The organism is candidate division WOR-3 bacterium, from assembly GCA_016926475.1.
GTDB lineage: Bacteria > SDB-A > SDB-A > SDB-A > SDB-A > JAFGIG01.
Genome location: JAFGON010000067.1, coordinates 1 through 18,869, shown reverse-complemented (window position 1 = coordinate 18,869; position 18,869 = coordinate 1). Strand labels below are relative to the sequence as shown.

Sequence of the window (18,869 nt, the reverse complement as noted above, 5' to 3'; positions counted from 1 at the left end):
ACGCCAAAAAATTCTTTAAAAAAGGAGATTATTCAATGCTCGCTGTTTATTTGAGCAGAATAGCAGGAGGCGTTCTGTTGATGTTCTTCGGGGGTTGGAGCGTAATAATTGCCCAGAAAGATTCCTATAAGAAACCCCGCATTCTGAGGAAGAGGCTGTCAAAAAAAGAAAAAATAATGAAATTCCATTTTGCTGTTTTCGGTGTTGCAGGCGCTTTTGGATGGATTGTAGCAGAATCCCATAGATTTTTTGATCATGCCGGGCTGATAGGCTTTTTGACTGTTTTGGCTCTTGTCGTTATAAACACTGTTTGGTTTGTACTGCGTCTAAAAAACTCAGGGATAAGAGACTGATGATTTATTGTTCGAAAGGATGATCGTTTAAAAAATCGGGTCTTAAATATTTCGGCGATTCTCTGGGATCCTGTACGAGAATATTCTCAAAACCGATTTTAACAGCGTGATCCACGACTTCTGAGTATTCCTCTGGTTGTAGAGTTCTGTCTATTTCAGGGAAACAACTTGACCTGTTGGACGGGAAATACTGCGACATAAGGCTCAAGCATATCTCCTTGTCGACATGATCCCTGACAGCTGTAAGTATTTTTTTACTGTCTTCGGCGAGTCCCGGAAGCACCAAATGCCTCAGTATCACGCCTCTTTTTGCCAAACCTTTGGGGTTGGTTTTAAAATTACCCGTCTGAATCGTCATCTTTTCGAGGGATCTCAGGGCGTTTTGGAAATAATCAGGAGCCAGAGAATATCTGTTTGACAGTTTTTCGTCAAAGTATTTTATGTCCGGCATGTAAATATCTATTGCGCCTTCAAGGATATCCACGACTTTGGGATTTTCGTATCCGCCGCAGTTGTATACCAGGGGAAGAGAAAAACCTCTGGAAACAGCCAAATACAGAGACCTGACGATCTGGGGTAAAAAATGAGTTGGAGTGACGAGGTTGAGATTTTCACAGCCGTCTTCTTGAAGCAAAATCATGATTTCGCTCAGAACATTTTCACCTTTCAATCCATTTTCCTTGTTAAAATTCTGGCTGATCTGAAAATTCTGACAATACACGCATCGCATGTTGCAGTCGGCGAAAAAAACGGTTCCAGATCCTTTTTCCCCGCTTATGCAAGGCTCTTCTCCGAAATGTCTGCCAAAGGATGCAATCAAAACTTCTGTTCCTGAATTGCAGAATCCAACTTCACCTTTTGGCCTGTTGACACCGCATTTACGAGGGCAAAGAGTGCAATGCTCCGATATTTTGGACAATTTATCGGCTTTTGTCTCCAAAGAATCCCTTCCCGAAAGTTCGAGGTACACCGGGTTGATTTTTTCCATAAATTTTTATAAAACAAATGAAAAATTGTGTCAACTTCCTGTATTATATTTTCATAGGTGGATTTTTGTGCTTTAATAAGGTTTGAGATCAAATTATTGCCAGAAGGACAGATAAATGACCAAGAAAGAAAGAGCTGTTAAAATTTATGAGATTTTATCCAAACTATATCCTCATGCTAAATGCCATTTAAATTACAAAAAACCATATGAACTTTTATTGTCTGGAATACTTTCGGCTCAAACCCTGGACTCGAGGGTGAATTCGGTGACACCCGTTTTGTTTAAAAGATATCCGGGAGTCAACGAGATCTCAAGAGCTGATCCAGAGATTCTTGAAGAAATACTAAAACCCGTAGGAATGTACAGAATGAAGTCAGCAAGAATTATAGGGGCTGCTTCTTTCTTGAAACAAAGATACAACGGAGAGGTACCGGAAACTATAGAAGATCTTATAAGAATACCCGGAGTTGGCAGGAAGACAGCGAATTTGTTTGTCGGAGAATTTTTAGGTAAACCAGCCATAATTGCCGACACCCACTTGATAAGGGTCACAGCCCGTCTCGGACTTGTCGAAGAACATCTTAATCCCGAAGAAATCGAATTTAAGCTCGTAAAAATCGTCCCCGATAAAATTCGAACAGGATTTTCATTCGTCATTGGTGATCACGGCAGAAACGTATGCAAAGCAAGAAAACCGAATTGCGCGGGGTGCGAGATTTCAAAATTATGCAAAAAAGCCCAGCAAGATAAAAAGAACACTCAATGATGCTTGCTTTATTCGGCAATTTGTATATATTTTATTATTTGTAAAGAATATTTTATCTTGGAGGTTTAATGCCCGATTTAATTACGCCTGAAATTAAGCTATCTGAAGTAATACAAAAATATCCCAAAACACTTGAAATCTTTCAAAAATACAACCTTCACTGCTTGGGGTGTCTACTAGCCGCGGGAGAGTCGTTGAAAGACGGGCTGACCGCCCATGGTTTGGATGTAGATCAAGTGGTCAAAGAAATGAACGATTTGGTTTCAAAAGCATCAAAGTGAAAACTGAAACACTTAATTTTATAGTAATAATAACACTGGTTTTTTTGTCTTGCACTCCGCTCAGAAACGGACAGGGACAACAGACATCGTACGTTGAAGACCTCAACAGAATCGCCCTTGAGAAATACGCCGAGGGCGAATATCAGGACGCGATAATAATTTTCAACCAAATTCTTTCCTCATCGCCTTCCGATTCCTTGAGGTTTGAAACACAATACATGATAGCCTTGAGCGCCTACATGATAGGAGATATGCCGAAATCAGAAAAGGCTCTTTCGGACTTGCTCCAAGAAGAAGATTTACCGGCTAAAAATAAAATTACAGCTCTCCGCCTTTTGGCCCGTGTCTTTTCTGACGAAGAAGCTTTCAAAGAATCTTCCGAGACGATTCTGATGATGTATGACCTCATTCCAGATGGTGACCCTTTCAAAGAAATTGCTTTAAACGAGTTGAACGACATGACATCGAACCTGAGCTCGACCGAACTTAAAGACCTTTACGAATCAAACAGGGAAACTTCTCTATCACCCAGAATTTTGTTTTTTGCCAGCACAGCGGCATTCAGCGAAGGCGACATAACTGAGTCGGAGAGGTTATGGGATTTATTGAAAACCAACCATCAGAACTCGGAGTTTTTAGAGAGAAGACCGCCGTTTCTAAGACAGATAAACTCAAAACTTATCGGAGTTATTATGCCTTTGACGGGGCAGCACGCTCAATACAGCCAAGAAGTGATAAACGGCATAAAACTCGCCCTTAAAGGCAGTGGTTTTGAAATACTGATCTACGATTCATACGGAGAACCTTCAAAGGCGACTCAATGCGCAAAAGAACTGATTGACGAGAAAGGAGTCATAGCAATTATCGGACCTTTGCTTTCATCCTCTTCGATAGATGTCGCAGAAATATGCGTGGCGAACTCGATTCCGATGATCACACCTACCGCAACACAATCTGGCATAAGCGACATAGGAAGTTATATCTTTCAACTCAACAGACCTGAAACGGATGAAGAATTGTTTGTCCTGGCGACATGGGCGGTTGAAAAAGCCCTTTACTCGAATTTTTGTGTTGTCGGGGGCGAAGGTTACGAGGAGGATTTACAAAAGTTTTCGGATTATGTGACAAGCCTCGGAGGGCATATTCTTGGAAGTTGGACTTTTCCAAGAGGCACAAGCGACTTTACGAGGATTTCGTCTGAAATTACCCTCGAAGAACCTGACGCTGTTTTTATTTCATCAAGCGTAACCGAAATAGTCCAGCTCTCTCCTACGCTGAGGTTTATCGGCTGCAACGCGAGGTTTCTCGGATCTTCCATTTGGAACAACGATGAAGTGGTAAGGTACGGCGAAGACGCGGTAGTGGGGGCCGTATTTCCCGGGAAGGGGTATTTCGGGAGCGAGACAATAGGTTTCGTAAACGACTACACTCAGGAATACGGCAGAGAGCCCTCAAGGGTGGCAAGGCTCGGATATGACGCGATGAGAATATTGATTGTCGCTTCTCAGGGTAAATCTTTCGAAAGTTCAAAACAGCTTGGAGACGCCATAACTTCCCTAAGAATACACTCCGGCGTCTCAGGGCAAATAATTTTGGAACCCGGAAGCAGAATCGCGCATCAACTGCTCACAATTCAAAGAGGACGTATTCTGCCGCTGAATGAACAGAACTAATTTCAAAAAGGAGTTTTAATGTCCGGCAAGAAAAACATTGAGACAAAAAAGAAAGATAAAGAAATAGAGGTTAAAAAAAACCAACCCACGGAAGGGATTGGTTTGACTACAATAAATTATTTAATAATAGCTGTCGGTGTTTTATCTGTCATAATCGGGTATGTGTTTCTCAGAAGAGGTTCTATAACCCTGGCACCAATTTTACTCATAGCAGGTTATGTCGTATTGATTCCTTTAGGGTTAATTCTGAATTTTCAAAAAAAACTTTCAAAAAGTACCTCCGATGGATCAAAGACCAAATAGCCTATTCCTCTTCCAATAGATCAAAAACGAGTGCTATTTCGTTTAAAAGCGAAGGGGAAAATTTTTTTTCGGTTAAAAAGCTGATTTTTACCTCGGAGCAAGAAATCATCTTGACCAAAGATCCGTTTTTCTTCAAAACCCCGATCAATTTTTTCATCAATTCCGGCGAATTTCCGCTGCCTGTACCCACCAAGCTGATAAGAGCGTAGTCCCGAGAAATCTCAATTTTTCGACATTTTAAACCTTCAAGTAATTTTCTCGCTTTGTCGGTGTTATTTGATCTGACGAGTATTTCCAATGACCGGGATTTACCACTATCGTTCAGGATGAAATTGATCACTGGAACATTGTTCTCGGAAAGGGATGCCAAAAAGGACATATGGTTCTCATCGTCGATATCGGCGGATATCAACGACACTTCGTTGTCTGACGCGAGACCTTTTACCGTGACTGATTCAAGCGAAAGTGGAAAATTCTTTATTTCGGTCAATTTACCTCCGCATTTTTTAAAGTAATTTTCAATGTTTTTCACCCTTAGTTCAAGCCCGTATCTCTGGGCAATTTCGACGGCTCTGGGATGAACGACATTTGCTCCGAGGGCCGCCAATTCCATCATTTCTTCGTATCCGATTCTTTCGATGTGTTTAGCCCTGGGTAAGACTCTCGGATCAGTTGCAAAGACGCCGTCAACATCGGTAAAAATGTCGCAATAATGGGCTCTTAACACGCAGGCGATAGCTACGGCAGAGGTGTCTGAACCACCTCTACCGAGTGTAGTGATTTCTTTTTTTTCACTTACTCCCTGGTATCCCGCGATAATGGCTATCTTATCAGAATTCAAAGCTTCAAGAACTCTGTTTGGCGTGATTCTCAGTATTCTGGCGTCGTTGTGGTTGCAATCGGTAATTATTCCGGCTTGGCTGCCCGTAAAAGAAATCGCGTCCTTTCCGAGTTTTTTTAGAGCCATGGAAAGCAATGATATGGATATTCTTTCTCCCACCGTCACCAACATGTCCAATTCTCTCGGATCAGGATCGTCTGTGACCGATTTTGCCAATGAAATCAATTCGTCGGTCTGCTGTCCCATCGCTGATAAAACAGCCGCAACTCTGTAGCCTTTCTGCACCATGTCGGAGATCTCCATTGCGACGAGATTGATTTTATCCGGTGTGCCGACAGTTGTGCCGCCGAATTTTTGAACTACGATTTTGTTCACACCAGTCCGAGTCTGCCTAGTTCGGCTTTGAGCAATTGCGCGTTTTTTTCTGACATCTCTCCCAAGGGCAACCTCAGCTCTCCGGAAGGTAAGCCCATCAGACGCATGGCTGTTTTAACGGGAACTGGGTTTGTCTCGACAAAAAGAAGTTTGGTCAGTTGAAAGAATTTTAGATGTATTTCTCTAGCGGTGTCGGGGTTTTTTAGACTCCACACTTTTGTCATTTTTGAAACTTCGGCGGGGATTATATTCGCACTGACAGAAATAACGCCTTTTGCGCCCACTGACATTGAGGGCAGGGTCATATTGTCGTCTCCTGATAGAATCTCAAAACCACCGTCAATTTTCTGCGCCATATCTGAAAACCTGTCTATGTTACCCCCCGCTTCTTTTATTCCTGCTATGTTTTTGTTCTCGCTTCTGAGCTCTACGACCAAGTCAATATCTATATTCACTCCTGTCCTCGATGGTACATTGTAGATGTACACCGGCAAATCTGTTTCTGAGGCTATACGGACGAAATGCTCTTTCATCCCGGAATGATTTGGTTTGTTGTAGTAAGGGGTAATCGCGAGAACCGCGTCAACTCCGATTTTGTTCGCAAGGGAGAGGTTTTTAAGAGATTTTTGAGTCGAGTTTGTTCCAGCATTTAGCATTACCTTGGCGCGTTTGTTGACTGCATGGACGACTTCATTGGCTAAAGATTGGTATTCTTCTTCAGTGAGAGTTGGTGATTCTCCAGTAGTTCCGGCTATGAGAATTCCGCTGACGTCACCCCTGACGTAGAAATCAATGTTTTTCCTTACCCCTTCCATGTCAATTTTGCCTTCGCTAAAGGGGGTTATCATCGCGACTGTGCAGAACTCAAACATAAACACCTCCAGGGTTTGTATTGGTATTATACGCAAAAGGACATTTTTATTGAAGAATAAATTCGGTTTTCTGGTAAAATAATTACCGTTTCGAGACGAAAAAGCCCGAGGGTGCAAATCGTTTCTTTTATGATAAAATTTCTCTGTAGTTGAAGAAAATTCAAAAGGAGGCAAAAATGACTTTGAAGATCGAAGGATCCAAACCTGTCATGATTCTTTTAGCTGTGATTGCAGTTCTTCTTTTTCTGAATTTAATTCGTCCTTATCTTTCTTTCGGACAATTATACGCGGAATTTAACGGGGACAGTTTTGAGACCGACACGAGAAATCTCGAAAAAATCGCGAACTCGTCATCTTCAATCGCGAGGTCTCTCGAGGACATCAGCAACGAACTTTATGAAATAAGAAGCGAAATCGAAAGGTGAAAAATGAAATTGTTAGAATGCGTACCAAATTTCAGTGAAGGAAGAGACAAGAAGAAAATCGAACTCATCACGAAAGAAATTGAAAACACCAAAGGTGCAATTTTGCTTGATGTAGACCCTGGACCAGACACCAACCGAACAGTTGTCACTTTCGTCGGAAACCCAGAATCCGTGATAGAGGCCGCTTACAGAGCCATCAAAAAGGCTTCAGAATTGATTGATATGAGAACCCACAAAGGAGCCCACCCGAGGATGGGCGCAACAGATGTCTGTCCTTTGATTCCGATATCGGGTATCACGGACGAGGAGTGCGTCGCCGTATCCGTGGAACTCGCAAGAAGGGTGGGAGATCAGCTTAATATACCTGTTTACATGTATGAGAAATCCGCTGTTAAACCGCAAAGAGTTTTACTTGCCGAAATACGAAAGGGAGAATATGAAGCTCTCGAAGAAAAAATGAAAGATGAATATTGGCGACCGGATTTTGGTCCAGCTACTTTCAACGCTAAATCCGGGGCGACGGTCATCGGCGTAAGGGATTTTCTCATCGCTTATAATATAAACCTCAATTCGACCGACCCGAAAATTGCGAAAGATATCGGCAAGACCATAAGCGATTCAGGAAGGTTTAAAAGAGACGAAAAAGGGAAAATTGTCCTGAATGAAAAAGGAGAAAAAATCAAAATACCCGGCACCCTGAAATCTTGCAAGGCTACGGGTTGGTATCTCCCCGATTTCAACGTAGCCCAAGTGACCATGAATTTGACAGATTACCGTACGACGGGAATCCACACTGCTTTTGAAGAAGTTAGAAGACAGGCGGACTTGAGGGGAGCTCTGGTGACCGGAAGTGAAATAGTAGGATTGGTTCCGCTTGAGGCGATCAAAGAATCCGGCAGGTATTTTTTATCGAAGCAAGGTGAATGCGGAGCCGTCAACGAGACAAAAGCAATTGAATCGGCAGTAATGTCACTCGGTCTCTCTTCGCTCTACGGTTTTGAACCGGAAAAGAAAATAATCGAATACGTTGTGGGGGCAAAAAAAGGGGGTAAACTCGCTTCAAAAAAAGTATACGATTTCATAGATGAGGTCTCTTCCAACTCTGTAGCTCCCGGAGGGGGGAGCGTGAGCTCTCTTTTAGGATCCCTGGGTTCCGCTTTGACGGCTATGGTCGCAAACCTGACTTTTGGGCACAAAAATTTTTCCGAATATAAATCATATATGGAAGAAACCGCTTTTAAAGCCCATGAATTGAAAGAAGAACTGTCTGAACTTATTGACAAAGACACTGACGCTTTCAACGAGATTATTACCGCGGGACGAATGCCGAAAAAAACCGAAGAAGAGATAAACCTCAGGAGCAATGCTCTTGAAAAGGCAAACAAAGAAGCTGCGGAAGTACCCTTAAGAACCTGCGCGTGTTCTGTCGAGGTCTTGAAAATCTTGGAGGTCTTGGCTTCAAGGATAAACCCCAACAGCATATCCGATGCTGGCGTGGCGGCTCTTTCGGCATTTGCGGCGGCTGAAGGGGCTTTCCTGAATGTGCTAATAAACCTTTCGTCTATCGGAGACGACGAATTCAGAGAGAGAATCAAAAAAGAAGCCCAAAAACTGATGGAAGACGCAAAATCCTCAAGGGACAAAATAATGAAGTCTGTTTACGGGATTATCACGGAGCCCAAATGAATAAAATTCGAGTTCGGTTCGCCCCCTCTCCAACAGGTTTTCCTCATGTGGGAAATGTAAGGACAGCACTATTCAACTATCTTTTGGCTAAAAATACTGGAGGCAGTTTTGTTTTAAGAATAGAAGACACAGATAGAGAAAGATATGTCGAAGGTTCCGTAGAATCTATCGTCTATGCACTCAACTTGCTTGGAATTTCACCAGACGAAGGATACGGATTCGGGGGGGAGTTTGGCCCTTACGTTCAGTCGGAAAGGCTTGAACTCTACGATACTGTAGCCAGGGAGATGGTTAAAAAAGGATTCGCTTATGTCTGCGATTGTCCGGAGGAAAGGATTGAAGAACTGAGGGCGAAACTCAGAGAAGAGAAAAAAAACCCTATGTACGATCGATTTTGCAGAAACAGAAATATTCCATACCAAGGCATCTCAAGTTTGAAAGAAAATGGACAGGTAGTGAGATTCGCCGCGCCTTTGGAAGGCGTGACTTCTTACAAGGATTATCTCAGGGGAACTGTCAGCTTTAAGAATGATACTATCGACGATATGGTCCTTTTAAAGCGCGACGGTTTCCCCACTTATAATTTCGCAAATGTAATAGACGATCACTTGATGAATATTACCCATGTTCTAAGAGGGGAAGAATTTATTTCTTCCACGCCGAAGCACGTCCTTTTATACAGGTCGATGGGCTGGATCGAACCCCAGTTCATACATCTTCCACTCATTTTAGGCGCGGATAAAAAAAGACTTTCCAAAAGGCATGGTTCGGTTTCAATTTCAGACTATGAAAAGGACGGCATACTTCCGGAGGCAATGTTCAATTTTTTGTCGCTTCTCGGGTGGTCGCCAGGAAACAACGAAGAGATACTCAGCAGAGAAGAGACGATATCCAAATTCTCCCTTGAAGGTCTGTCCAAAAGTCCCGCGGTTTTTGATTTGAAAAAACTTGAATGGATAAATTCAATTTATGTTTCGAAATTATCGGGCTTGGATATTTACGAAAAATCAAAGATCTTTCTCCAAGCTGAGGGAATTGACACCGAGGCCTTTGACAAAGGTTATTGTTCGAAAGTCTTCGAAATTCTCAAGACGAGACTGCCAAAACTTTCCGATTCGGCGGAAAGAGCGAAATATTTTTTCCAAGACCCAGTTGAATACGATTATACGGCTTGGGAAAAATCGGTGATATCGGTTCCCAAAATAGATCTATATCTTGAAAGATTGCATGAAAACATCAAAGATTTGACTCTCGGGACAAAAGAGGATTTTGAACGATGCCTGAGGGACACTTCCAAAAGTTTTGAAGTCAAACCAAATTTGCTGATACACGCTTTGAGAGTGAGCCTGACCGGCCTGCCGGCTGGACCGGGTCTTTTTGAAATCTGTGAAGTTTTGGGAGTTGAAGCAGTTTCCAGGAGATTATCCAAAGCGATTCTGAAAATTAAACAACATTATTGATTTTCCCAGGAAATAGTCCGGTCTATTACCAGATGGGATCCATCAGGCATAAAAATGTGTTCAGGCTTCAGGTTTAGATCTTCAATTCTGAATGTTATCGGAGAATCACTTTGAACTTGGGAGAGAATATACCTTTCGATTTCTCTCTTCGCGTTCCTGATGAATATCTTTTTTTCTTCATCGAGTTCGCTAGAGTTATAGAGTTCGAGCCATATATCGGCGGAGGTTAAGTGTTCTCCTCTTCTCTTTGCAGCTTCTGAAGAGAACTTCAGGACATAGTTCGGAGCGCCTGGTTTTGATCCAGATATTCTGAAGTAGCGAGAAGCGCGTAAATAAAAAACATTTTGAAGACTGTCCTCTTTGTTTGGAGCTGATATCCAGTAAATAAAGCCAATCAAGAAAGGATACCTCCACTCGTCGGGATTGGATAAAATGCCTTTTTGCAAAATTTCGATGGCACCCTGAAAATCGTTTACATTATCCAAGAGTATAAAAGCGCCTAAGGTGTATGGGGTCGAGAAATTCGGGTCAATGTCTATCAACGTGAAAAGAGATTTTTTCATTTTGGAATAATCCCTGCTGGTTTTTACTTCCCAACCGTAGTACTGGACGATTTGTATCCAAGCTATGTCTGCTATGGTTGAAGAAAAGGAAGGTCCCGCCAATCTAAAACCCTTGCCAGAAGGGAAGTAAGAAAGTTGTTCGGCTACGGTGATAGGTCTTGATGATCTAATAGCCATAAAAGAGAAAAAACTGCCCATAGCTGAGATTATTACAACAGTCATGAGCAGAGTCATTTTTTTAAATTGGCAATTCATCGGTTGTCTGATTGCCGGGAGCGGGACTTGAACCCGCACGAATTTGCATTCACTGGAACCTGAATCCAGCGCGTCTGCCAATTCCGCCATCCCGGCTTTTTTAGAATGTTATTTGCGCGAAAAATAAAAGTCAACTCATTTCGGATAAATGTTTTTCTGGATAGTTATGAAATTCCGATATTTTTTTTTAAGGGTTAAATTAAATCAGGTAATTGCACATGAGAATCATAACATGTTTTTGATTAAACCAAATAAATTCTTATTCTACCTGTTGTTAAATCTCTGTTCAATTTCTCCTTTGAATCTCTTTACGTTCTTCATACAGTTTTCAGCAATTTTCAATCTTATCCTTTTTAAATTTGTTGGCCGTATTTCCATGAACCTGCGCATAATCTGCTGCTTATATCGCTGGTATTCCAAGTAAAAATGCACGGATCAAATCATTTATCTGCTTGTTTGTTAACTTCGAGTATTTCACTTTCATGCACTAAAATTATATCAGTTTTCAATAATTTCTTGTGCAATTACCTTAAATTATTCTCTTTAGCCCAAACTTAGTTTTCTCGATTATTATTCGTTGTATTATCTAAATTGTTGGTATAAGATTTAACTAAGTAATATCAGCGATATGTCTGAAAATTATTCAATATTAATTGTCGACGACGAGAAATCGATAACGGAACTTTTAAAGGAAATTCTGGTTTCCACCGGTTATAAAGTCGATACCACTAACGATTCTCTTGAAGCCCTTGAATTGATAAACAAGAACGCCTACGATGTCCTCCTCACAGATTTGAAAATGCCCAAAATGAGCGGAATTGAACTCATCGAAAACGCTTTGAATTATCATCCTGACATAGTTCCCATTATCATGACAGGTTACGGTACCATAGAATCAGCTGTTGAGGCGATGAAGAAGGGAGCCGCCGGATACGTTCCTAAACCGTTCAGGGCTAAGAATATTATTTCATTGATTCAAAAGGAACTTGAAGCGAAGAATCTTAGGAAAGAGAACGCTTATCTTAAAAAGATTATCGCGATAAACGACCTTTTTGATTCGCTCTCTTGCGAGGGGATTGAAAAGGCGTTCAACGGTATTTTAGACACTTTTAAACTGATTTTACCTTTGAAAAAGCTTGTTTTTTTCATGAAGACTTCACCGGATGAAAACAAGGTGACGTTAGTCGAGAGCTTCGGTTTTGCCGAGAAAGACGCCGACGAGCTCGAAAAAACAGCTGTTGAAGCGATATCAAGAGATGAAGCGTATTTTGAAAAAATCACAGATAGAGGAAAACTTCTCGTTCTCGCTCTAAAGAGCAAATTTATCGTAAACGGCGTGATAATTGCTTTTTTGCCAAAGGACATGGTCATCCTTGCGGAAGATCTGAGAATATTGCGATTGATGGCGAACAGAGTATCTGTTTCAATCGAGAACACATGGCTTATCAAGGGAATAGCCCTGTCCTTGAAAGGCGATATGAAAGAGCGACTAGCTCCCACGGAATACACCAGAAGCTCTCTTGTGGCTGAAATCGCTTCCATCATATCTCACGAAATTTCAAATCCACTGAGTGCCATGCAGATTGCCACGGATTACATGGACAACGTAGATACGGTCTCTCAGAAAGATAAACTTGAAAGCGCTCTTTCTTGCATAAAAGAGGGTATTGAAAAGATTTCCGACATCATAAGCAACTTGAGATCTCTTTCTTCAACTAACAATGCTCAATATTGTCTTGTCGATGTCAACGCGCTCATTCTGGAAGCAATAGCAATGATTGATAAAAGCGCCTGTAAAAAGAGAATAAGGTTTGAAACTCATTTTGAAGAAGAAAACCCGAATGTAAGCGCAGACAGAGACCAGCTCAGGCAGGCATTTTTAAACATAATAGTAAACTCCGTAGAAGCTGTAGGGGATGAAGGTGGAGTGATAAAAATAATTTCAAAATCCGATGAAGACGAAAAGTGCGTTTACATATTTTTCGAAGACAACGGCAGAGGAATAGCTCACGACAATTTAGAGAGGATATTTGATCCTTTTTACTCTTTTAAAGATACCAATGAAAAAAGAGCGGGTCTGGGTCTAACCCTTGCCAAAAAAATTGTCGGAAGGCATCAAGGCTCGATTAAAGCCGAAAGCGAACTCGGAAAAGGGACGACGGTCACTGTTAAGATCTACAAGGACATTTGAGAAAACAGGACCTTTTCAATTTATTTCCAAATGTTTTTTCAAGGAATCTCTCCATGAAGGCGGCTCTATTCCCGTCAATGAAGTCAAAAGAGAGCAGTCCAAAACAGAGTATTTAGGTCTCGGAGATTTGTTTTTGAAATTTTCAGAAGACGACCGAACAATGATATCTATATCCCTTCCTGTCAATTCAAGGTATTCTTTAGCGACTTCAAACCAGGTGGCCGGCTTTGAGTTTGCTACATTCAGAATTCCCCTGTACGATGAACCGATTGTCTGAGAAATGGTTAAAGACAAAAAATCGACTACTGTTGGAGAACCTACCGTGTCGTCTACAACAGGGATCTTTTTCCCTGTTAGTAGAAGGTTGGCAATTTTCATCAAAAAACCGGAGGTTCTTGAGAGGAGCCATGATGTCCTCACCACCATGTGATCGGATGTAAGTGACAATACGGCATTTTCAGCATCGAGTTTGGTCTTTCCATAGACCGAAAGAGGGTTTGGTCCGTCGTCTTCGCGGTAAGGTCTTTTTTTTTTGCCGTCAAAAATATAATCAGTGCTCAGGTAAATCAGGCGAATATTTTTGGAGTGAAGACAAATGTTTTCAGTTCCAGATACGTTGACTTTCTCCGCTTCCAGGGGGTGAGACTGGCAATAGTCTACATCGGTTATCGCTGCAGTGTGGACGACGACATCCGGTGCGGTTTTTTTAAAGAATGAATCGACGTTGACAGGATTGGTGACATCCAATTCACCTTTTCCAGGTGAAAACACTTCAAATTCGGACAGATCTGTTCTCAGTTTTCCGGAAAGGTTGCCCTCTCCACCCGTTAAAAGGATTTTTATAGAGTTCACCGGTTTTCGTTTCGGACGTAGTCCCAAGCTCTGGCGTAAGAATCAAACGTGCCTGCATCGGTCCACCATTTTTGGAGAAATCCGAAAGACAGAGTTTTTTTTTCGGCGTAGAAGTTGTTGACGTCAGTGATTTCAATTTCCCCCCTGTTGGAAGGTTTTAGGCCTTTTATGACTTCAAAGACATCCCGGTGATACATGTATATCCCTGTAACCGCAAACCCAGAGGGAGGAACCAAGGGTTTTTCAACGATTTGCACAATTTTGCCTTCTTTTATTTCAGGAACTCCGAACCTCTGAGGGTCCGGGACCTGTTTTAAAAGGATACGGGCGCCCATGATCTGATTCTGAAATATTCCGATTTGTTCGGTGAGTTTTTCTGAAAATAGATTGTCGCCGAGTATTACGAGGATTTTATCGTCATTTACTGAATTTTCACAGAGTCCAAGAGCGTGAGCTATTCCTTTCTCTCCTTCTTGATAAGTGTACAAAATGTTTTTTAGGCCGAAATCCCGGCCGTTGCCGAGCAGTCTTATGAAATCTCCTGCGGATCTGTCTCCTACGACTATTACCGCCTCTTCTATTCCGGCTTCGACAAGCTTTTCTATGGGATAAAAAATCATTGGTTTTTTGAAGACGGGGAGCAAGTGTTTGTTGGTCACTTTTGTCAGGGGTAAAAGTCTGGTGCCCAGACCTCCAGCTAGAATAATTCCTATCATAATGGTCCGATTTTTCTTTTGAATGATTCAACGGTTTTTTCCAATCCCTGTTTTAGACCAACCGTTGGTTCCCATTCGAGTATTTTTTTAGCTCTCGATATGTCTGGTTTTCGAATTTTTGGGTCGTTGTCTAAAGGTCTGTGAAAAGTGATCGTGGATTTTGAGCCAGTCAATTTGACAACGGTTTTGGCAAGGTCGAATATTGATATTTCTTCGGGATTTCCAATGTTTACTGGTTGTGAATACTCTATTCGCGGAAGTTTGACAAAGGCTTCTACTACATCATCAATGTAACAAAAGCTTCTGGTTTGGTTGCCGTCTCCGTAAATTTTCAAGTCTTTACCCTGAAGAGCCAATTTTATGAAGTTTGGAATGGACCTTCCGTCTTCGATCCGCATATTCGGGCCATAAGTGTTGAAAATCCTGACAATTCTCGTTTTAAGTCCGTATTTTCTGTTGTATGTCATGGTGATTGACTCGGCGAAGCGTTTTGAAACCTCGTAGACACTTCTGGGCCAGATAGGGTTGACGTATCCGCAAAGATCTTCATTTTGGGGAGAAATGGACGGGTCTCCGTATATCTCGGAAGTAGAAGAAAGAAAAAAGACGGCTTTGTTTTCAAGCGCAAGATTCAGGGCGTTGTATGTGCCAAGTGAACCTGCCATGAGGGTTTCGACGGGAAGTTTGAAATAATCTGGTGGGCTGGCGGGTGAAGCGAGATGGTAGACTACGTCGATTTTTTCAGCAATTGATAGGGGTTGGGTGACGTCTTTTTCGATTAATTTGAATGAAGACCCGCCGAAATCTTTTAAATTTCCACGTTCACCCGTAGAGAAATTATCAAGGCAAATGACTTTATCACCTGACGAGAGTAATTTTTCAACCAGGTGAGAACCTATAAATCCGGCTCCGCCGGTTACCAGATATTTCATCTAAACTCCAATCCGAGCGTATGGGGGTAAAGATATTATGACAAGAAAGTATTTCAGCAATATCCCGACAGTTGAGATTGGAACGGAAAGCTTCTTGTCGCAGGAAAAAGCTGTGGAGTAAGAGGAAGAGACGACAGAGGAGGAAAAAGGCATAGGAAGGGCTGAAGCGACGAAAAGTCCCAGATAAAAAAACTTGGAGGGAGGAGGGAAACTGTGGTTTGTTTTGTTTTTGGCGAATGAATTTTTGAACCTTGGTCCCCAAATCGTAAAAAAAACAAGAGATGCTATTTCACCGAAAATTGCGATTACAGAAGAGGAAAGGGATGGTTTTAAAGAAGCTATGTAGCAAGATCCGTTTGTTGGAGATGCACCAATTAAAAACGAAGCGACCAGATCGTTTGAAAACTGTATTTCGATGTTCGCTGATATTCTATGAATGAAAACCGCTGCTATTATCGCCATCAATCCGGATATGTAGACATTTTCGCAGTTTTTGTTTCTCAGAAGAGCTTCAATGAGAATAATACCGCCGATAAGCATGAAGAAAACGAATGTCACAGATAAGCTTTTTAGAGACAGAAAAGTTATCAAAAGAGATAAGGCGAAAGTAGTCCCTTCAAAAGGAATTGAAAATTTTCCGTAAAATCTTTTGGAAAGTATCAAGGTAAAAGCGCAGAACAACAGTAAAAAAAGTAAAAGGTAGAGCGGAGGAATTTTGGTGATGAAACCGGAAAATCTGGCAATTGAAATCATCACGGCGTCGGCTAAAATCAGGTAGGCGAATATTATAGACGAAAAGGTCGCTGACAAAACCGCTCCCGCTGAGAGATCTTTGGCGTTTTTTATGAATGCATTGTGCTCCGGTGAAATAAAGTCGCACAGAATTTCTATGGATGAGTTGATGAGTTCAGCTGTGACGACCATTGTTGCGACGGCGAGCAAAGCCAATGAATTTCTGAGGTTGGCGCCCCCAAAAGCGATAGAGTAGAGAGCGAGCATAAAGATGAATATGTGCAGGTGAAGATGTTTTTGTGTTTTGAAAGCGATTTTCATGCCCCTGAGGGCGTCGAAAAATGATTTTCCTATTTCGGTTTGAGCCATTATTACTGGGAGAGTTTCTTCAAGACTAACTTCGACACTTCTTTTAAAGTCGAAAAAACTCCGATCCCTTCGCTTGCTACTGCTTCGAAGGTAGGTACCTTCAAGGGGTTTAAAAGTTTTTCAAGCTGGTTTAGAGGGGCGATATTAGGAAGATCGCGCTTGTTGTATTGAATTACAAAAGGAATTTCCCCGAGTTTCAGATTGTATTCTTTAAGATTTTCTATCAAGTTGCGCATGCTTTCGATGTTGTCTTCAAGCCTCTCTATCTGCGAATCAGCTACGAATATTACTCCGTCAACTCCTCTCAAGATTAGTTTTCTCGAAGCGTTGTAGTAAACCTGACCTGGAACTGTGTAGAGGTGGAACCGGGTTTTAAAACCTCTAATGGTTCCAAGGTCCACCGGGACAAAATCGAAGAAAAGCGTTCTGTCCATGTCTGTTGCAAGAGATATCAACTCGCCCCTGTGGTTGGGGTTGACCTTTTCGTAGATTTTCTTGAGGTTTGTCGTTTTACCGCCCAGACCCGGACCGTAATACACGATTTTACAATTTATCTCTCTTGACGCGTAATTAATTACCGACAAAAAAACTCCTAATGTAAATCTTCAAAAAAATCTTCAAGAAAATTGTCAATTTCAATGTCTTCCGTCGGGAAAACCGTTGTCTTATCCTCTTCGATTTTTTTAGTTATTTTCTGAAAAATTTCCGTGAGGTTTTCCTTTGTTCTCAAAGCTTCAACTTTAACTCTACCCAGAGGGGTATGTGATTTGAATATTATCGCGAGGATGAACTTGTCCTCAATTATCTGTATAAAAATATTGTTTTCAATACCCTGGTGGTGGAGCGTCGCGAAAGCATTTTCTCCGATCAAGCTTGCTAAATGGCTGGTCGCGGCATAATCTGCCGCCACGAGTGAAGAAAACGCGAGAATGTCTATGTTTTCGGTTTCACCGCAGGAGACAATAGGTTGTCCGGAACGGTCTATGAGGACAATAACTCGGGCGTCGATGGTCTTTTGAAACGCCGAAGTTATGTTCTTCAAGACCCAAAAGTCTTCTTCAAGTATATCTATGTGTTCATAAGACATAAAAAAGTCATTTAGATGAAGTATTTGTTATATTAAAAGACACTATTAGTCAACTTGTTTTTTTTTATTTCAATTCTTCCTTCGAGGGAGAGCCTTATTGTCTCTAAATCTAAAAGGTCGAGATCCCCTCCCACAGGAATCCCCCTGGCGAGCCTTGAAATTTTGATTCCGGTTTTATCCAATAAATCGGCAAGATAAAGAGCTGTTGCGTTGCCTTCAGGAGTTGGATTTGAAGCTATTATGATTTCTTTGATTTCCATCTTGCCGATTCTTTTCATCAGTTTATCGACGTTCAACTTTTCCGGACCCAAACCGTCAAGAGGAGAGAGGACTCCGCCTAAAACATGGTAAAGCCCGTTGTAAAAATTTGTGCTTTCGAGGACGATCTGATCTATAAAATTTTCCACCACGCAAATTACGTTTCTGTCTCTTGAGGGATTTTCGCAAATACTGCATGTTTCAGAATCTGATATGCTTCCGCATATTCTGCAAAAAAAAGTTTTTTCATGAAGTTGTTGGAGCGCGTTTGATAGTTTTAAAGTTGTCGCTTTGCTTTCTGAAAGAAGATGAAAGACTATACGCCTTGAACTTTTCCTGCCTAAGCCAGGAAAAGACGACATTGCTTCAATTAGCTCATTTATATGTCTAGGGAGAGAGGTCAACTACCAAAGTCCCTTGGGCAAGTCGAGAGGTCCATACATGCCTTTCATTTTTTCTTGTGCCGTGTTTTTTGCTTTTCTCTGGGCGGCGGTGAAAGCGGCTACTATCAAGTCCTCTATCATTTCTACTTCTTCGCTTTTGAGAATTTCTTTCTCGATTTTCACTGAAACAGGGTTAAGGGTTCCGTCCACGACAGCTTTTACAATTCCGCCGCCGGATTCTCCCTCAAAATTCTCTTGAGCGAGTTCTTTTTGGATTCTGTCTATATCCGCTTGCATTTTTTGAGCCTGTTTAATAATTCTGTCGAAATTTTGCATACAACCCCTCAATTTATTTCGATTACTTCTCCCCCAAAAAGGTTTTTCAACTTTTTCACGTTTTCGTCCTCTTCAGGTTCGTCGCTATTCTGATTCGAGAAGAAATCTATCTTTAAATTCTTACCCCAAGTTTTAAGAGCGGCTTTTTGGAGTATGGATAAATTCGATTTGT

General features: G+C 41.6%; 21 protein-coding genes and 1 tRNA gene. 9 read left to right on the top strand and 13 right to left on the bottom strand.

What is annotated here, in order from left to right:
• The first annotated feature begins 35 nt into the window (after positions 1–35).
• Positions 36–353 carry a hypothetical protein gene (locus tag JXA84_06625; protein ID MBN1150875.1) on the top strand — a complete coding sequence of 106 codons (318 nt, stop codon included), beginning with the start codon at positions 36–38 and terminating at the stop codon, positions 351–353.
• Between the two features lie 4 nt (positions 354–357).
• Here JXA84_06625 and JXA84_06620 read toward each other — a convergent pair whose 3' ends face one another.
• Positions 358–1,272, bottom strand: coding sequence for a radical SAM protein (locus tag JXA84_06620; protein ID MBN1150874.1), 915 nt, complete (start codon positions 1,270–1,272; stop codon positions 358–360).
• A gap of 184 nt (positions 1,273–1,456) precedes the next feature.
• On the opposite strand from JXA84_06620, the gene JXA84_06615 reads away from it, so the two are divergent.
• The 4 genes from JXA84_06615 to JXA84_06600 all read left to right on the top strand — a co-directional run bounded on the left by JXA84_06615 (position 1,457) and on the right by JXA84_06600 (position 4,364).
• Complete coding sequence (locus JXA84_06615; GenBank protein MBN1150873.1) at positions 1,457–2,107, top strand: endonuclease III; 651 nt, start codon at positions 1,457–1,459, stop codon at positions 2,105–2,107.
• Between the two features lie 68 nt (positions 2,108–2,175).
• A complete protein-coding gene (locus tag JXA84_06610) occupies positions 2,176–2,388 on the top strand; it encodes a DUF1858 domain-containing protein (GenBank protein MBN1150872.1) in 213 nt (70 codons plus the stop codon).
• Positions 2,385–4,061, top strand: a complete 1,677-nt coding sequence (locus JXA84_06605) for an ABC transporter substrate-binding protein (protein MBN1150871.1) — start codon at positions 2,385–2,387, stop codon at positions 4,059–4,061. The genes JXA84_06610 and JXA84_06605 overlap by 4 nt, the downstream gene beginning before the upstream one ends.
• A gap of 18 nt (positions 4,062–4,079) precedes the next feature.
• Complete coding sequence (locus JXA84_06600; protein MBN1150870.1) at positions 4,080–4,364, top strand: hypothetical protein; 285 nt, start codon at positions 4,080–4,082, stop codon at positions 4,362–4,364.
• A gap of 1 nt (position 4,365) precedes the next feature.
• On the opposite strand, the gene JXA84_06595 is transcribed toward JXA84_06600, so the two are convergent.
• Both JXA84_06595 and JXA84_06590 read right to left on the bottom strand, forming a co-directional pair.
• Complete coding sequence (locus JXA84_06595) at positions 4,366–5,580, bottom strand: aspartate kinase (GenBank protein MBN1150869.1); 1,215 nt, start codon at positions 5,578–5,580, stop codon at positions 4,366–4,368.
• A complete protein-coding gene (locus JXA84_06590; protein MBN1150868.1) occupies positions 5,577–6,452 on the bottom strand; it encodes a 4-hydroxy-tetrahydrodipicolinate synthase in 876 nt (291 codons plus the stop codon). Before JXA84_06590 ends, JXA84_06595 begins: the two co-directional genes overlap by 4 nt.
• A gap of 176 nt (positions 6,453–6,628) precedes the next feature.
• On the opposite strand from JXA84_06590, the gene JXA84_06585 reads away from it, so the two are divergent.
• From JXA84_06585 to JXA84_06575, 3 genes are read left to right on the top strand one after another with little or no spacing between them, the layout of a single operon-like run.
• A complete protein-coding gene (locus tag JXA84_06585) occupies positions 6,629–6,877 on the top strand; it encodes a hypothetical protein (protein MBN1150867.1) in 249 nt (82 codons plus the stop codon).
• Positions 6,878–6,880: 3 nt separating this feature from the next.
• Entirely contained in the window at positions 6,881–8,563 is a 1,683-nt protein-coding gene (ftcD, locus tag JXA84_06580) for a glutamate formimidoyltransferase (GenBank protein ID MBN1150866.1), read from the top strand.
• A complete protein-coding gene (locus JXA84_06575; protein MBN1150865.1) occupies positions 8,560–10,023 on the top strand; it encodes a glutamate--tRNA ligase in 1,464 nt (487 codons plus the stop codon). Before ftcD ends, JXA84_06575 begins: the two co-directional genes overlap by 4 nt.
• Here the strand turns inward: JXA84_06575 and JXA84_06570 are convergent.
• A complete protein-coding gene (locus JXA84_06570; GenBank protein MBN1150864.1) occupies positions 10,017–10,763 on the bottom strand; it encodes a hypothetical protein in 747 nt (248 codons plus the stop codon). The two genes, JXA84_06575 and JXA84_06570, sit on opposite strands and share 7 nt — an antisense overlap.
• 90 nt (positions 10,764–10,853) lie before the next feature.
• Positions 10,854–10,937, bottom strand: a tRNA-Leu gene (locus tag JXA84_06565).
• A 532-nt stretch (positions 10,938–11,469) separates the two neighbouring features.
• Between JXA84_06565 and JXA84_06560 the strand changes: the two genes are divergently transcribed.
• Positions 11,470–13,032, top strand: a complete 1,563-nt coding sequence (locus JXA84_06560) for a response regulator (GenBank protein ID MBN1150863.1) — start codon at positions 11,470–11,472, stop codon at positions 13,030–13,032.
• A gap of 15 nt (positions 13,033–13,047) precedes the next feature.
• On the opposite strand, the gene rfbD is transcribed toward JXA84_06560, so the two are convergent.
• Genes rfbD through JXA84_06520 form a run of 8 tightly spaced genes read right to left on the bottom strand, consistent with a single transcriptional unit; the run spans position 13,048 to position 18,697 of the window.
• Positions 13,048–13,884 carry a dTDP-4-dehydrorhamnose reductase gene (rfbD, locus tag JXA84_06555; GenBank protein MBN1150862.1) on the bottom strand — a complete coding sequence of 279 codons (837 nt, stop codon included), beginning with the start codon at positions 13,882–13,884 and terminating at the stop codon, positions 13,048–13,050.
• Entirely contained in the window at positions 13,881–14,600 is a 720-nt protein-coding gene (locus JXA84_06550; GenBank protein MBN1150861.1) for an NTP transferase domain-containing protein, read from the bottom strand. The genes rfbD and JXA84_06550 overlap by 4 nt, the downstream gene beginning before the upstream one ends.
• Positions 14,597–15,532 (bottom strand): GDP-mannose 4,6-dehydratase, encoded by a 936-nt coding sequence (locus JXA84_06545; GenBank protein ID MBN1150860.1) that lies wholly within the window; start codon positions 15,530–15,532, stop codon positions 14,597–14,599. Before JXA84_06545 ends, JXA84_06550 begins: the two co-directional genes overlap by 4 nt.
• Positions 15,533–16,633, bottom strand: coding sequence for a diacylglycerol kinase (locus tag JXA84_06540; protein MBN1150859.1), 1,101 nt, complete (start codon positions 16,631–16,633; stop codon positions 15,533–15,535).
• A gap of 2 nt (positions 16,634–16,635) precedes the next feature.
• Positions 16,636–17,217: a GTPase domain-containing protein gene (locus JXA84_06535; protein MBN1150858.1), complete on the bottom strand. Its 582-nt coding sequence runs from the start codon at positions 17,215–17,217 to the stop codon at positions 16,636–16,638.
• Positions 17,218–17,225: 8 nt separating this feature from the next.
• Positions 17,226–17,720, bottom strand: coding sequence for a roadblock/LC7 domain-containing protein (locus tag JXA84_06530; protein ID MBN1150857.1), 495 nt, complete (start codon positions 17,718–17,720; stop codon positions 17,226–17,228).
• 32 nt (positions 17,721–17,752) lie between these two features.
• On the bottom strand, positions 17,753–18,340 hold the full coding sequence (gene recR / locus JXA84_06525; GenBank protein ID MBN1150856.1) for a recombination protein RecR: 588 nt from the start codon (positions 18,338–18,340) through the stop codon (positions 17,753–17,755).
• 42 nt (positions 18,341–18,382) lie between these two features.
• Positions 18,383–18,697, bottom strand: a complete 315-nt coding sequence (locus JXA84_06520; GenBank protein ID MBN1150855.1) for a YbaB/EbfC family nucleoid-associated protein — start codon at positions 18,695–18,697, stop codon at positions 18,383–18,385.
• Positions 18,698–18,869 lie beyond the last annotated feature (172 nt).